Raw genomic sequence first — 16,189 nt, forward strand, 5'->3', positions numbered from 1 at the left:
CGAAATAGTTTTTACTATTCAACAATATATTCCCATTCTACTACTGAATAAAGTTTACAATATGAAAAGTTACCAATCGATACTATTTGCACTGGTATTTGTTTTACCAGTTTGTGCTCAAAAAAAAGCGCCTAGAACAGCAATCAAGCCTAAAGCAGAATTTGTTTCTGAACTTATGGCTAAAATGACGGTTGATGAAAAAATCTACCAGACCGTGCAATTTACCTCTGATGGAACGGTAACAGGCCCAAAAACAGGTGATAACTTCATTACCAGAATCCAACAAGGAAAGGTAGGTTCTATACTAAATGCCACTGGAGCAAAAGCAACACGCGAAATTCAACGTATCAATTTGGAAAGCTCAAGGCTAAAAATTCCAATATTGTTTGGACACGATGTTATTCACGGTTATAAAACTATTTTTCCAATCAATCTAGGGATGGCTTCTTCATTTGATCCGAAAGCAGTAGAATTGGCAGCCAGAATTGCCGCTACCGAAGCTTCTTCGGGAGGAGTGCATTGGACATTTGCACCAATGGTTGATATCGCTCGTGATCCTAGATGGAGCCGAGTTTCTGAAGGTTCTGGTGAAGATACTTATCTTGGCTCACAATTGGCAGTTGCAAATGTAAAAGGTTTCCAAGGAGATGATTTATCAAAAATCAACACCATATTGGCTTGTACAAAACATTTTGCCGCTTATGGAGCAGCCGAAGCCGGTCGTGATTACAACACTGTTGACATGTCCGAAAGGGTTTTGAGAGACATTTATCTTCCTCCATTCAAAGCTACTGTTGATGCTGGTGTAAAAACCTTCATGGTATCATTTAATGAAATTTCTGGAGTGCCTTCAACAGCAAGTAAATTCTTGATGCGAGATGTTTTGAAAGGTGAATGGAAATTCGACGGTATGGTCGTTTCAGATTACACAGGTATCAATGAAATGATTGCCCATGGTTTTGCAAAAGACGAACAAGATGCTGCCCAACTAGCTATGAATGCTGGTTTGGACATGGATATGGTAGGTGCTACTTATATGAATACACTTAAAAAATCTTATGACGAAGGTAAAGTTTCTATTGAAGTGATCAATGACGCTTGCAAGCGAATATTGGAATTAAAATATGATTTAGGTCTATTTGAAGATCCTTACCGTTATTCGGATGAAAAAAGGGAAAAAGAAACGATTTATAAGCCAGAGTTTTTGCAAGCCGCTGTTGATGTTGCCAATAAATCGATGGTGTTGTTGAAAAACAATAATACTGTTTTACCACTAAAAAAAGAGCAAAAAATTGCCTTTGTTGGACCATTTGTGAACGACGAATACAATATTATTGGTTCTTGGGCAGCTTTGGGAGAACGCGATGGTTTTGCAACAAGTATTAAGGAAGGAATCACTAAATTCTTGGGAAATACAGCAAATGTTACGTTTGATGAAGGTGTAGAAATTCAAAGTACAAAAAGAGATTTGATGCAAAAAGCAATCGATAATGCTAAAAAAGCAGATGTGATTGTGGCGGTTATGGGTGAAAGAGAAAATATGACAGGCGAAGCAGCTTCTCAAACCAACATCGATTTGCCGGGTATTCAAAAAGAATTTTTAGCAGAGCTTAAAAAACTCGGAAAACCAATTGTTTTGGTGCTTTTCAACGGAAGACCTTTGACACTGACTTGGGAAAACGAAAACATGGATGCTATTTTGGAAGCTTGGTTTCCAGGAAGTAGAGGTGGAGATGCAGTAGCTCAAACCCTTTTCGGACAAAATAATCCAAGCGGAAAATTACCAATCACTTTTCCTAGAAATGTGGGTCAAGTACCAATTTATTACAACCATAAAAATACAGGACGTCCTTATTTGGGCCTTTCAGATCCTGAACAAAAATATAAATCTCGTTATACTGATGTTGACAATAGTCCATTGTTTGCTTTCGGATACGGATTGAGCTATACTACTTTTTCATATTCTAACCTTAGAGTTTCATCTGCAAAAATCAAGTTTAATCAAAAATTGAAAGTTACAGTAGATGTAGCCAATACAGGAAATTACGATGGTGCGGAAGTCGTTCAATTGTATATAAAAGATGTTGTAGGTTCTGTAACACGACCTGTTCGTGAACTAAAAGGTTTTGAAAGAGTGGAGCTAAAAAAAGGCGAGAAAAAGACGGTTACTTTTGAAATTTCATCAGAAGATTTAAAATTTTATAACATTGACATGAATAATGTTGCCGAAGCAGGTGATTTTGAGGTTTTCATCGGTGGAAGTTCCAATGCAGAGTTAAAGGAGAAATTTGAGTTAGTTGATTAATTGATTTTCATGTTTATGTGTAAAAGCCCTTCAACTTAAATGTTGAAGGGTTTTTTCTAAAACGGATTTCATAATAATAAAGAAAATGAAAAAAATAATAGTACTGTTCGTCGTATTGCTAATTACAAATGTTGGTTTTGCACAGCAAAAAACGTATTGCAATCCTATCAATATTGATTATGGCTATTGCCTGATTCCTAATTTTGTAACCCAAGGAAAACATCGTGCAACTGCCGATCCGGTCATTACTTTTTTCAAGGGCGAATATTATTTATTTTCAACCAACCAATGGGGATATTGGCACAGCAAGGATATGTTGGATTGGAAATTCATACCTAGAAAATTTCTACGACCAGAACATAAGGTGTATGATGAGTTATGTGCTCCATCGCTTTCTTTTGTGAACGACACGCTATTGGTTGTAGGGTCAACACACGGAAAAGAGTTTCCAATCTGGATGAGTACCAATCCATCGGTTGATGATTGGAAAGAACTTGTTCACAAGTCGGAAGCTGGAGCTTGGGATCCGCAAATTTTTTGGGACAAGGAAAAAGATGAAGTGTATGAGTACTATGGTTCGAGCAATTTGTATCCACTTTATGGTGTGAAACTCAACCGAAAAACCTTTCAACCAGAAGGCGAAGTGATTCCGCTAATTGCATTGAACGATGATGAGCATGGTTGGGAACGATTTGGAGAAAACAACGATAATACTTTTTTGCAACCTTTTATGGAAGGCGCTTTTGTAACCAAGTATAACAACAAATATTACCTACAATATGGTGGTCCTGGAACAGAATTCAGCGGTTATGGCGATGGGGTTTACATTAGTAATAATCCGTTAGGACCTTTTGAATACCAATCGCACAATCCGTTTTCATATAAGCCAGGAGGTTTTGCTAGAGGTGCGGGACATGGAGCAACTTATGAAGATGCAAATAATGCTTTTTGGCATGTTTCCACCATTTCTATCTGTACCAAAAATAATTTTGAACGTCGTATCGGAATTTGGCCTGCCGGTTTTGACAAGGACGGAATATTATATTCCAATACCGCTTATGGTGATTATCCAACCTTTCTGCCATCTGAAAAGAAAAATCATCTGAATGACAATTTCTCAGGCTGGATGTTGCTCAACTATAACAAACCTGTTCAAGTATCTTCAAGTTTGGGAGGGTATCAATCCAATTATGCTGTTGACGAAGATATAAAAACCTATTGGGCGGCAAAATCAGGAGGAAAAGGCGAGTGGCTCATTTCTGATTTGGGAGAAAAAAGCACAATCAATGCCATTCAAATTAATTATGCCGATCAGGATGTTGAATTGATGGGAAAGCCTGAAACTACAACAGGACACCAATATATTTTATATTACTCGGATAATAATAAGGACTGGAAAATTTTGGTCGATAAAAGCAAGAATTCAAAAGATGTTCCTCATGATTATATTGAACTTCCAAAACCAGTTCAGGCTCGTTATATCAAAATTGAAAATCTCGGAATGCCAACGGGTAAATTCGCACTTTCTGGATTTCGTGTTTTTGGAAAAGCAAGTGGAAACAAACCTTCCCTAGTTCAGAGTTTTGTTCCCTTACGAAGTGAACCAAAAAAGAAAGGCGAAAGGCGAAATGTTTGGTTCAAATGGCAACAGGAACCTTCTGCAGATGGTTATGTGATTTACTTCGGAAAATCACCTGATAAAATGTATGGTTCTATTATGGTATATGGCAAAAACGAATATTATTTCAACGGTTTAGATCGTTCGGATGTTTATTATTTCCAAATCGAAGCTTTCAACAACAATGGAATCGGACCAAAATCCGAAATCAAGAAATCCGAATAAAGCTGTTTGAGTTTAATTCGCTTGTCGCAATCGATATTTATTAGGCTAAAATGAATTATTTTACGCAAAGAAATCGTTTTCGTTAATAACTTATTTGCTTTTCAGTTGTACGATAATTTTATATAAATGATATTTATGAAATATTTGAAGTCTAATTTTGAAGTATTCTAAATTTTTCGGCAAATATTTTATTAAATGTGTTTTTTACATTTAAAATATGTTCTTAAAGTAACCTTTTTTAACCAAAAACAAATATGAGTTCTGAATCTACACAAACAAAATGGGGACAATTTATTCCTCTGGTAATTGTCTTCTTCTTTTGGGGATTTGTTGCCGCAAGTAATGACATTTTAATTCCTGTTTTTCAAAAAGCTTTTGATTTATCAAACTTGGAAAGCCAGTTGGTTTCATTGGCTTTTTATATCGCTTATACCGTTGGATCATTGATTTATTTGCTGATATCCTATCTAACCAAAGGCGATTTGATCAATAGAATAGGTTATAAAAATTCATTGGCTCTAGGTTTAGGAATTTCTGCTTTAGGAACTTTATTGTTTTATCCTGCAGCAAACACTGGTTCTTTTCCCTTGATGCTTTCAGGTTTATTTATTGTGGCTCTTGGTTTTTCTTTGCAACAAACCGTAGCTAATCCATTAGCAATTGCACTTGGACCTATCAAGACGGGTTCACAGCGACTTACATTGGCTGGAGGTATCAATAATTTTGGAACAACAATTGGTCCACTAATCGTGAGTTATGCTATTTTCGGTTCGGCAGTGTCTGGAAATACGGAAATGAGTATCGAGAGTGTGAAAGTACCTTATTTGATTCTTGGAGCAGCATTTTTGGCAGTAGCCATTTTCTTGAAGTTTTCTTCTTTGCCAGATAAGCCTCAAGCTATTGTTGAAACGGAGGAAGATAAGATTTCTACAAAAAAATCGGCTATACAATATCCACAATTGGTTTTAGGGATGATTGCCATTTTTTTGTATGTGGGTGTAGAGGTTTCTACCGCAAGTAATTTGCCTGCCTATATGGAAAAAAGTTTAGGTTTCTTGACAAAAGATATCGCTCCCTACATCTCTTTATATTGGGCAAGTTTGATGATTGGTCGTTGGACTGGAGCTATCGAAGCATTTACTGATGATATGAATTTACAAAAGATATTACGTTTTCTTGCACCCTATTTGGCGTTTGGCGTTTTCCTTGCTGTAAATGCAATTGCAAATCATGATTTGACACCTTTTTATGTGTATGCTTTAATCATTTTAGTATTGATTTTTGCCGATATGGCCAGTAAAGGAAATCCTGCAAGAATGCTTTTGATATTCTCAGGTTTAGGAATTGTCGCTTTGCTAATTGGTATGGGAACTACCGGAATGGTTAGTGTATATGCTTTTACAAGTGTGGGGCTTTTTTGTAGTACACTTTGGCCATGTATTTTTACTTTGGCGGTAAGCGGTTTAGGAAAACACACCAGTCAAGGAAGTAGCTTTTTGATTATGATGATTATGGGTGGAGGATTTATCAGCCTTCTGCAAGGTTATGTTGCCGATGTTACTTCAAGTCAAAAAAGTTATATTGTAGGTGTTTTATGTTTTGCTTATCTGGCTTTTTATGCTTGGAAAGTGGGTGGAATACTTAAAAAACAAGGGATTTCTTTTGATAAAAAAATCTCTGGTGGACATTAATAGTGAAGTAGTTTAATAAGGTGAAAAGTCTGTACGTTTAGAATGTACAGACTTTTTTTTATTTAGCATTTTAATTATTCCAATAAAACTTTGGTAGCAATTTTGACAGTTTGCTTTTCATTATTTCGAATAAAAGTAATGGAAGCCTCTTTCTTTTTATTCAGAATATTGTTGAATACATAATTACAAGCTTGTTCTTCGCTTAATTGAGTGAGATCATTTCCATCAATGTCTAAAATTATATCACCCAATTGAAGACCTACTTTTTCAGCATCCGAATTTTGATGAAGAAGGGCAACTGTTGGTTTGTTATTGATGTAACGAATCGACAGACCAAGAGTTTCAAAACTTTTTTGTGCCTCCGTTTCTTGTGGTAAAAGATAAATGTTCTTTGTTTTCCAATTGATGGTAGTTTTGTAATTTCTCAAAAAGCTGTTTCCCATGACAAACGAAGCCATTTCATCAAAATTTACCAACTGATTTTTTAATTTCAAATTGCCAACTTTCATAAACGGTATTTTTGCAATTGTGATCGTATCTGATTTTCCAACGCCATAAATTCCGCTTGACGAACTGCCATAACTTTTGGCTTGTTGATATTCTTTTATGGTCTCTTTAAATTGCGAAAGTCGTAGGTTGATGCCACCATTTGCTCCAGTGTCAAAAGTAAGGTAGGATGATTGGGTGCTGTCAATCTGTACCTTTACCAACGGCGTTTTTTGAAGCGAATTATCAATAAAGCTCAATTTGGATGCACCTTTCGGTTCTTTAAAATTTGCAAAATCATCTGTGATAGTAATATTTTTATTAGTATAATCAAATTCCCAAATTGCATTCGACATTTGGTTGGAACCAATCAAGCCGTCAAGACCTATGCATTTGACTTCGAAAGATTGTTTCATGTCAATCACCACAGCTCCAATGTCATTAAAAGCTAGATTTCCGATTTTGATTTCATCTACCACAATAAATTCCTGTTTGCCATTATTGCCTTGCGAATCTCCGACAGTTGATTTTTTTACTTTTTCGGGTTTTAAAATAGCTGCAATTTCGGGTGAAACTACTGTTGGAGCTCCTGTATCTACCATAAAATTATAGTCAACTCCTTTTATAGTCACTTTAATAATTGGTAATCCTTTGTCAAAATTAAAAGGAATGGTTTCACTAAAACTTTGTTGCTGTATTGTTCCTGTTGGAAGCAAATTTCTTCCACAACCGAAAAGTAAAAAGAGCGATAGTAATAAAATTATTTTTTTCATAAAATGGGGTTTTTTAGAAGTATTTTGTATAAAAGCTAATTTAAGTTTTTTTTTACAAAGAAATAAAGGGCTTTTTATTTGTGAAGACTACACACAAAAAAAATGACCTTCTTGAAAAAGAAAGTCACTCAGAAATATGATCAAGAAATTATTTACCACATGATTCTCTAACCAATCGTTTCAAGATGGCCCACTGTTTCAAGGCATCTCGGGCTTCGATTGCGGGATAACCCAACATGGTTTTTCCTGCAGGAATATCGCAAGTTACACCAGAACCAGCTCCAACAATGGCTCCGTCGCCAATTGTTGTATGATCTTTTATAGAAGCGCTTCCGCCAATAATTACTCCGTTGCCCAAAGTTACAGAACCTGCAAGACCACTGTTTCCAGCCATTATACAAAACTTACCCAATCTACTGTTGTGGCCAATTTGAACTAAATTATCAATCTTACAGCCATCTCCTAAAACGGTTGAACTGAATTTTCCTCTATCTACACATGAATTAGCACCAATTTCAACACCATTTCCAATGATTACGTTCCCGATTTGAGGAATTTTTACCAAACCTCTTTCGGCACAAGGTCTGAAACCAAAACCGTCTGCTCCAATAGTTGCATTTGGATGTACAATGCAATCGTTTCCTATATGACATCTTTCACGAACCACAGTTCCTGACCAGATAGTGGTTCTATTTCCAATCGTACATTCATCTAAAACAGTAACATTCGGGTAAATTGTAGTATTTTCTCCGATGACAACATTCGGGCCAATATAGCATCCTGCACCAATTCTGGAACCATTTCCAATTTTTGCTGTAGCATCGATAACAGCATTTGGGTGAATATCTGTATGGAAAGCTGGTGGAGGTGGAGCAAATAATTCCAACACTTGTGACATGGCTAAATCAGCATTCTTCACTTTTATAAAAGCCCTGTTTTCACCTGGTTCAATCGAAATATCTTGGTTTACAACAGCTGCACAAGCTTGAGAGGTTTCCCAGAGTTTCTCGTATTTTTTGTTTCCTATAAATGAAATCTCATCATTCTTCGCCATTTCCAGTTGTTCGGGCGAATTGATTTTTTGATTCGTGTTCCCAATAAGTTCGCCTTTAAGAAGGTCGTTTATTTCTTGAATTGTGAATGATTTCATAATTATGGAAAATGGATTAATTATTTTTTACCAAATAAACCATATTAGTATTGGATTTCCAAATTTATTATTCTTCATTCCAATAAATTAATACTTATTTGCAAAATCTTATAAAGAAAATCTTACTTGAAAATAATATTTTTGTAGTAAACTCCAATTTTATATGAATCTGATAAAAAGAAGCTTCTTGCTGTTGTTTTTTCCCATGTTAGCAAATGCACAAATTCAGGCATTAATTAACAACAAGACAGAACTTAGAACGATGACCGAAAGATGGGAGTTGGACACCACCTCAGTTCGTGGTACTTTTTTAGTGACACCTTATAAACCCATTTTTGTATTGCCCTTGAGATGGTCTTCACTTCCCAATGAGCAACCTTATTCTGGAAACGCAAATCCAGATTATGTGGCTGAACCAGGGACCAATTACAATAACATTGAAGCAAAATTTCAGTTGAGTTTTAAGACAAAAGTATTGCAGAGTGTTTTATGGGGAAAAGGCGACTTATGGGTAGCTTACACACAAAAATCCCATTGGCAGTTGTATAATAATTCACTTTCTCGCCCTTTTAGGGAAATCAATTATGAACCCGAAATAATTTTAAATTTTCCAGTAAATTTTAATTTTTTAGGAGTTCAAGCCCGAATGTTTGGAGTAGCTTTCAATCATGAATCAAACGGAAAAAGTCTCCCATTTTCAAGAAGTTGGAACCGAATTATCTTTCATGCGGGTTTCGAAAGTGGCGATTGGAGCTTCTATGTTCGACCTTGGCTAAGACTAAGGGCTTCAAAAGACGACAATCCTGATATTTCAAAATATATTGGAAGAGGCGATTTGAATATAATTTACACTAAAAACGGAAATGTATTTTCGTTTATAGGAAGCCATAATTTGCATTTTGATGCCACACTTCGGGGTAGCGGAACTTTTTCTTGGTCGTATCCCATTAAGGGAAATTTAAAAGGATATCTGCAAATATCACATGGTTTTGGCGAAACGCTAATTGATTACAACAATGTTCAAACGACAATTGGAGTAGGGGTTTCCTTGATAGAATGGTTGTAATTCTCTACTTTTTGAATATAATTTCAGTATACACCGGCAAGTGGTCCGAGGGATATTTGCACTCTTTTGAATCGCTCAAAATGGCGTGTTTCAAGACCTGAATATTATTTTTGCTTGTAAAAATAAAATCGATTAGTAAGTTTACAGGCTTGTGAAATTCAAAATTATTAAACGTTCCTGATGGACCAAAAGAAGTAGTTTTGCTTATAATTTGAGTATCATTCAATTGATTTGAAAGGTATTTATAGGCTTCGCTATCTTTTTCACTATTAAAATCTCCCGTTACTATAAATGGAAATTTTTCTTTGTTGATAGCATTTATTTTTTCAACAATAAGCTTCGCACTGTTGGTTCTTGCTACAACACCAACATGGTCAAAATGAGTATTGAAGATATAAAATTTTTGCTTTGTTTTGATATCTTCAAAAAGACCATACGTACAAATCCTTTCAAACATGGCATCCCAGCCTTTTGAAACTTTATTTGGAGTTTCAGATAACCAAAAAGTAGCTTCTTTGATAAGTCTTAATTTTTTATGATTATAAAAAACAGCACTGAATTCCCCTTGATTTGGAGAATTATCTCTTCCAATTCCAATATAGTTGTAATCAACTAAAATACTGTCTAAATACTGCAACTGATGCAACTTTCCTTCCTGTATACCAAAAACATCTGGTGCATAAAATTGTAGCTGTTGGGCTAGAAAATCCTTTCGCAAATCCCATTTGTTCTCACCATCATTTGGATTATCAAAACGAATATTATAGGAAATCACTTTTACATCCTGAGCATTTGCTTGGATAATAAAGAAGAGCAAAACAAGTTTTATAATTTTCATAAGATGATTTTATTGGTTTCAAAAATAGTTAAAGCTATGTATTTTAATGCAATTAGCTTTCAGTTTCTAAAAAAGATTTCGACACAAATTCTCACAAATTCAATTCGTGTAAATTCGTGAAATTCGTGTCTGTCTTTTAAAGCAGGAAAGCAGACTTTTAGTCTGCTTATAAATCTATGGGTATTAGCTAAAAAGCAAAAACCTACAAATCAATGAATTGTAGGTTTTAAATATTTATTCTTCCTCTTGTTGCCCCATCATCATCAGATAGGCTTTCAAGAATTCATCAATGTCGCCGTCCATAACACCTTCAACATTGCTGGTTTCATATCCGGTTCGAACATCTTTCACCAATTTATACGGATGCATCACATAATTTCGGATTTGCGAACCCCATTCGATTTTCATCTTACTGGCTTCGATATCGGCACGTTGAGCCATCTGCTTTTTGAGTTCGATTTCATACAATTGCGAACGTAACATCTGCATGGCGCGTTGACGGTTATCTTGTTGAGAACGTGTTTCTGAACATTGCACTTGGATCCCTGTTGGCTTGTGAAACAATTGCACCTTGGTTTCCACCTTGTTCACATTTTGTCCACCAGCACCACTCGAACGCGAGGTAATGATTTCAATATCAGCTGGATTGATGTCAATTTCAATCGTATCATCCACTAAAGGATAAATGTAGACAGAAGCAAACGAAGTATGACGTTTACCATTGCTATCAAATGGAGAAATTCGCACTAAACGATGCACTCCATTGTCACCTTTCAAATAACCAAAGGAATAATCGCCTTCAAATTCGAGTGTCACGGTTTTGATTCCGGCAACATCGCCTTCTTGAAAGTTCAATTCCTTGATTTTGTAGCCTTTTTTTTCGCCCCACATCATATACATTCGCATCAGCATCGAAGCCCAGTCGCAACTTTCGGTTCCGCCAGCTCCAGCCGTGATTTGCAAAACCGCACTCAAGGAATCGCCTTCGTCCGAAAGCATGTTCTTGAATTCGATGTTCTCGATATGCAAATTGGTGGCATTATATTGTTCATCCAATTCTTCTGCTGTCAATTCGCCTTCACGATAAAATTCGTAGGCAATTTGCAACTCATCAGTCATCGAGACCGCTTTGTTGTAATCTTCGACCCATTTCTTTTTGGAACGAAGCACTTTAACGAAAGCTTCGGCCTCTTTTGGATTGTTCCAAAAATCGGGAGCGAGGGTTTTCTCTTCCTCGTTCGTAATTTCGATTAGCTTTTTATCGACGTCAAAGATACCTCCTCAACGCACCAAGGCGCTCCACAATACCTTTAATTTGTTCGGTAGTTGTCATAAATTAATGTAATTTTGCGATAGATTTTGTTTAGAAACGGTTTGTCCTAGCCCAGATAGTAGCGGAAATCCTTTTGCAGAAAATGGCTATTTTTTGTTAAAGAAAAAAAGCGACCAAAGAAGCTCTTTTTTCTTTTTACAAAAAAAGACATTTTCAAAAAAGATTGAAGCGAAGAGCTGGATAAAGCTCCTAAAACAATTATATCAAATTTGAACTACAAAAATAAGATATCCTTTTGATATTATGGAAATAAATTTAGTTAGTGACACCGTTACAAAACCGACACAGGAAATGCTTCGCTATATGTTTCAGGCTCAGGTGGGTGACGATGTTTACAAACAAGATCCAACAGTAAATGCACTAGAAAGTATGGTGGCTTCGATTTTTGGAATGGAAGCGGCGATGTTTTTTCCGTCGGGGACAATGGCCAATCAAGCGGCTATAAAACTCCACACACAACCTGGCGAACAATTAATTGCCGATAAATGGGCCCATGTTTTTAATTATGAAGGAGGTGGCGTTTCGTTTAACAGTGGCGTTTCCTGCTGTTTGTTGGACGGCGATCGCGGAATGATTACAGCAGAACAAGTGGCTGGAGCCATTAATAATCCTGAATTTTACCACAGTCCGCTGACGAGTTTGGTTTGCGTAGAAAACACTACAAATAAAGGAGGAGGAGCTTGTTATGATTTTGAAGAATTTAAACGCATACGTAAAGTTTGTGATGATAATGGTTTGAAATTTCATTTGGATGGTGCCCGAATTTGGAATGCTTTAGTACATAAAAAAGAAAATCCTAACGAGTATGGAAAAGTTTTCGATACTATTTCTGTTTGCTTGTCAAAAGGTTTGGGAGCTCCAATTGGTTCAGTTTTAATTTCGGATAAGGCAACAATTGATAGAGCTTTCAGGGTCAGAAAAATATTTGGTGGCGGAATGCGTCAAGCTGGATATTTGGCGGCAGCCGGAATTTATGCCTTGCAAAATAATATCAACCGACTAGTTGATGATCATAGACGTGCAAAGGAATTGGGTGCCGTTTTGCAAAAGTTGTCATGGGTTGATAAAGTAGAACCTGTTGAAACCAACATCCTTATTTTTTCTTTGAAAGCAGGAGTAAGCGAACAACTTTTGATTGAAAAATTAAAGCAAAAAAGTATCTATATCAGCTCAATGGGACATGGAAAACTGCGAATCGTGACACATCTTGATTATAAAGAAGTGATGCATACTTATGTAATTGAGACTCTACAGAAACTTAACTAGTAAAATTTTTGATTTGTTATGAAACGAAGCAATAAAGATCTGGTTGTCTGAATAAAAAACAACAATTTAGTAAATTTTATTAAAAATTATCGGTAATATTGTAGGAAACCTAAAAACCCCTACATTATGATTAAAAAATTACCATTATTGTTGCTAATGGCATCATTTGGCATTCATGCACAAGATCCTCTCTTTGATGCTTCTACTACGATTACAGCCTATGGATCTGTCTCTTCTCCAAGTGCGGAACAATATTTTAATATCATCGATGGTGATATTGAGACGAAATTTTTAGATTTCAATTATTTTGACGGACTTGGCTTTACGGTTAATTTGGAAGGTTATCAGACAGTTGTTACAAGTATGGATTTTACAACCGCTAATGATTCTCCAGAAAGAGATCCAACGGTTTTTGAAATATTTGGTTCCAATGACGGAACTTATTTTACTTCCATTATCGTTGGTGACATTGTTTGTGATCCAGAACGTTTTTATACGACAAGCTATATTTTTGATAACACAGAAGGTTATAGCTATTACAGATTTGTTTTTTCTGCACAATGCAACACGATTGAAGCCATGATTCAAATTGCGGAAGTACAATTGTATGGAACTGCTTTAGCAAGAAAAGATTTTGTAAAAACGGAATTGAAATTATTTCCAAACCCAAATAATGGCAATTTTACAATCAGTCAAAATGAAGCAATAGGAAAAGTTGTTATCACGGATGCTTTAGGAAAGATTGTGAAGCAATTGGATCTTGAAAATTCTTTTTCTCATCAAATTGATATGCAAGGAGTGGAAAGTGGTCTCTATTTTGTAAAAACAACTACAGGTTCAACCCAAAAGCTGATTATAAAGTAATAGAAAAGGGCAGTTAACGCTGCCCTTTTTTTATTTAAACATATCCATACCCGGAATATTTGGCATTCCATCTTTTGCAGCAGCAGCCAATTCTGCTTCATTGATCTGACTTGCTTTTTCGATAGCTTTGTTCATAACTAATATGAAATAGTCTTCTAATTGTTCCTTATCTTCCAATAAACTATCGTCAATCGAGATGGATTTTATTTTTCTATTGGCAGTTAAAGTAACCTTGAAAAGCCCATCATTGCTTTGTTCGTCGATCAGAACGGTATCTAATCTCAATTTTGTTTCTTCTACTTTTTTCTGAGCTTCTTGTAATTTGCCCATCATTCCCATTAGGTCTCCAAACATTGTTTATAATTTTAAAATTATTTATACGGCAAATTTATTAAATTGCATTGTTATAAACTATACTTAAATTTATGAAAAACGTGTTCGTTTTAGGAACTCTTTGTGTTATTTTTGCAACTTCGTGTTCTAAAAAAAAAGAGTCCAAAATGCCAGATAACATTCCTGCACCTGTTGCAAAAATAGTCCCTAAAACATTAGAAAAACATGGTGACATTCGTATTGACAATTATTATTGGCTAAACGATAGAGAAAATCCTGAAGTAATTGATTATCTTAACCAAGAGAATGAGTACTATAACAAAATGACCGCTCATACTAAAGAATTTCAGAAAGATTTATACGAAGAAATGAAAGGTAGAATTAAGGAAGATGATGAGTCGGTTCCTTATTTATACAATGGTTATTACTACATTACCCGTTTTGAAACTGGTAAAGATTATCCAATTTATTCTAGAAAAAAAGGTAGCCTTTCGGCAAAAGAAGAAATTTTATTTGACTGTAATGAATTAGCAAAAGGAAAATCTTTTTTTCAATTAGGGGGAATGAGTATCAGTCCGGATAATAAATTTGCAATCTATTCTACTGATTTTGTGGGTAGAAGAATCTACACGTTGCAAATTAAAAATTTAGAAACGGGAGAAATCTTGAAAGATGAAATAAAAAATATTGATGGAAGAGGTGTTTGGGCAAATGATAACAAGACTATTTTTTATACAACACAAGATAAAGTAACGCTTCGATCGGATAAGGTTTTTAGACATAAATTAGGAACAGATGCTAAAAGTGATGTCCTTATTTATAATGAAAAAGATGATACTTTTAATGTTTCGATCAGTAAAGAAAAATCTAAAAAATATATTGTAATTGAGTCTGGAAGTACATTGACGAGTGAGTTCAGAACGCTTTTAGCAGACACTCCAGATGGAGAATTCAAGGTTTTTCAGCCAAGAATTAGAGGTTTGGAATATAGCATTTCACATTTTGGCGATAGCTTTTATGTTGTGACCAATAAAGATGATGCCACAAATTTCAAGCTGATGAAAACGCCTGAAAATGCAACTACAAAGGAAAATTGGAAAGATGTCATAACACATAGAGACGATGTTTTAATCGAAGATATTGATATTTTTAAAGATTATCTGGTAGTTTCAGAACGTAATAATGGCCTGAATAAAATTCGAATCATGCCGTGGAGTGGAGAAGGGGAATATTATTTGCCTTTTGAAAGTGAAACGTATACAGCCTATACCGCAACAAACGTAGATTTTGATACTGATATTTTGCGTTATGGTTATCAATCTTTGAATACACCGTCCTCTACTGTTGATTTCAACATGAAAACAAAGGAGAAGAAGGTTATGAAAGAGCAGCAAGTTCTTGGTGGAAAATTCAAAAAAGAGAATTATTTAGAAGAACGAGTTTGGGCTACATCAACTGATGGCACTCAAATCCCGATTTCTATTATTTATAAAAAAGGGATAAAAAGAGACGGTAAAAACCCATTGCTTTTGTATGCTTATGGTTCTTACGGTGCTAGTATGGATGCCTATTTTTCATCAACAAGATTGAGTTTGCTTGATAGAGGTTTCATTTATGCAATCGCTCATATTCGTGGTGGCGAAGATTTAGGGCGTCAATGGTATGAAGACGGAAAACTTTTGAAGAAAAAAAATACGTTCACTGACTTTATTGATTGTTCCAAATACGTAATTGCTCAAAAATATACTTCTCCAGAACATCTGTATGCCGAAGGTGGTTCTGCAGGAGGATTGTTGATGGGATCAATCGTCAATATGGCTCCCGAATTATACAATGGAGTCATTGCTCAAGTACCTTTTGTAGATGTTGTAACGACTATGTTGGACGATTCTATACCTTTAACAACTGGAGAATATGACGAATGGGGTAATCCAAACGAAAAAGAATATTATGATTATATGAAGTCGTATTCGCCTTATGATAATGTAAAAGCTCAAGCCTATCCTAATATGTATGTTTCGACAGGTTTGCATGATTCTCAGGTACAATACTGGGAACCAGCTAAATGGGTAGCTAAATTAAGGGCAGTCAAAACTGATAAAAATGTTTTATTTTTAGATACAAATATGGATGCCGGTCATGGAGGGGCTTCAGGAAGGTTTGAAGCACTAAAAGAATTGGCCAAGGAATTTACTTTTTTATTAGATTTAGAAGGAATTGAAAAGTAATTAGAATTTTTTT

Annotated in this window: 12 protein-coding genes; 7 read left to right on the plus strand and 5 right to left on the minus strand. The window is 35.4% G+C overall.

The window, feature by feature from the left end:
• Positions 1-61: 61 nt before the first annotated feature.
• The 3 genes from G508_RS0107550 (at position 62) to G508_RS0107560 (ending at position 5,839) form a co-directional block, all read left to right on the plus strand.
• Positions 62-2,305: a glycoside hydrolase family 3 N-terminal domain-containing protein gene (locus G508_RS0107550; protein WP_026704744.1), complete on the plus strand. Its 2,244-nt coding sequence runs from the start codon at positions 62-64 to the stop codon at positions 2,303-2,305.
• An 85-nt stretch (positions 2,306-2,390) separates the two neighbouring features.
• On the plus strand, positions 2,391-4,148 hold the full coding sequence (locus tag G508_RS0107555; protein ID WP_026704745.1) for a discoidin domain-containing protein: 1,758 nt from the start codon (positions 2,391-2,393) through the stop codon (positions 4,146-4,148).
• 254 nt (positions 4,149-4,402) lie between these two features.
• Positions 4,403-5,839, plus strand: coding sequence for an MFS transporter (locus G508_RS0107560; protein ID WP_026704746.1), 1,437 nt, complete (start codon positions 4,403-4,405; stop codon positions 5,837-5,839).
• A 74-nt stretch (positions 5,840-5,913) separates the two neighbouring features.
• On the opposite strand, the gene G508_RS0107565 is transcribed toward G508_RS0107560, so the two are convergent.
• Both G508_RS0107565 and lpxD read right to left on the minus strand, forming a co-directional pair.
• Entirely contained in the window at positions 5,914-7,098 is a 1,185-nt protein-coding gene (locus G508_RS0107565) for an aspartyl protease family protein (protein WP_026704747.1), read from the minus strand.
• A 148-nt stretch (positions 7,099-7,246) separates the two neighbouring features.
• Positions 7,247-8,248, minus strand: a complete 1,002-nt coding sequence (lpxD, locus tag G508_RS0107570) for a UDP-3-O-(3-hydroxymyristoyl)glucosamine N-acyltransferase (RefSeq protein WP_026704748.1) — start codon at positions 8,246-8,248, stop codon at positions 7,247-7,249.
• A 163-nt stretch (positions 8,249-8,411) separates the two neighbouring features.
• Here lpxD and G508_RS0107575 point away from each other — a divergent pair, with 163 nt between their 5' ends.
• On the plus strand, positions 8,412-9,314 hold the full coding sequence (locus G508_RS0107575; protein WP_157485906.1) for a phospholipase A: 903 nt from the start codon (positions 8,412-8,414) through the stop codon (positions 9,312-9,314).
• A 4-nt stretch (positions 9,315-9,318) separates the two neighbouring features.
• Here the strand turns inward: G508_RS0107575 and G508_RS0107580 are convergent, their stop codons facing one another.
• Both G508_RS0107580 and prfB read right to left on the minus strand, forming a co-directional pair.
• Positions 9,319-10,152: an endonuclease/exonuclease/phosphatase family protein gene (locus tag G508_RS0107580; protein ID WP_026704750.1), complete on the minus strand. Its 834-nt coding sequence runs from the start codon at positions 10,150-10,152 to the stop codon at positions 9,319-9,321.
• Between the two features lie 234 nt (positions 10,153-10,386).
• Positions 10,387-11,485, minus strand: a protein-coding gene (prfB, locus tag G508_RS0107585; protein ID WP_157485907.1) for a peptide chain release factor 2 whose coding sequence is annotated in 2 segments (ribosomal slippage) — positions 10,387-11,421 and positions 11,423-11,485 — 1,098 coding nt in all. Because the reading frame shifts where the segments join, the coding sequence is not laid out codon by codon here.
• A 243-nt stretch (positions 11,486-11,728) separates the two neighbouring features.
• Here prfB and G508_RS0107590 point away from each other — a divergent pair.
• Both G508_RS0107590 and G508_RS0107595 read left to right on the plus strand, forming a co-directional pair.
• Positions 11,729-12,751: a threonine aldolase family protein gene (locus tag G508_RS0107590; protein WP_026704752.1), complete on the plus strand. Its 1,023-nt coding sequence runs from the start codon at positions 11,729-11,731 to the stop codon at positions 12,749-12,751.
• Positions 12,752-12,877: 126 nt separating this feature from the next.
• Entirely contained in the window at positions 12,878-13,615 is a 738-nt protein-coding gene (locus G508_RS0107595) for a T9SS type A sorting domain-containing protein (protein WP_026704753.1), read from the plus strand.
• Positions 13,616-13,645: 30 nt separating this feature from the next.
• On the opposite strand, the gene G508_RS0107600 is transcribed toward G508_RS0107595, so the two are convergent.
• A complete protein-coding gene (locus G508_RS0107600; RefSeq protein WP_026704754.1) occupies positions 13,646-13,969 on the minus strand; it encodes a YbaB/EbfC family nucleoid-associated protein in 324 nt (107 codons plus the stop codon).
• A gap of 71 nt (positions 13,970-14,040) precedes the next feature.
• Between G508_RS0107600 and G508_RS0107605 the strand changes: the two genes are divergently transcribed.
• Positions 14,041-16,176: a S9 family peptidase gene (locus G508_RS0107605; RefSeq protein ID WP_035694395.1), complete on the plus strand. Its 2,136-nt coding sequence runs from the start codon at positions 14,041-14,043 to the stop codon at positions 16,174-16,176.
• Positions 16,177-16,189 lie beyond the last annotated feature (13 nt).

Source organism: Flavobacterium soli DSM 19725 (assembly GCF_000422705.1).
Classification (GTDB): domain Bacteria; phylum Bacteroidota; class Bacteroidia; order Flavobacteriales; family Flavobacteriaceae; genus Flavobacterium; species Flavobacterium soli.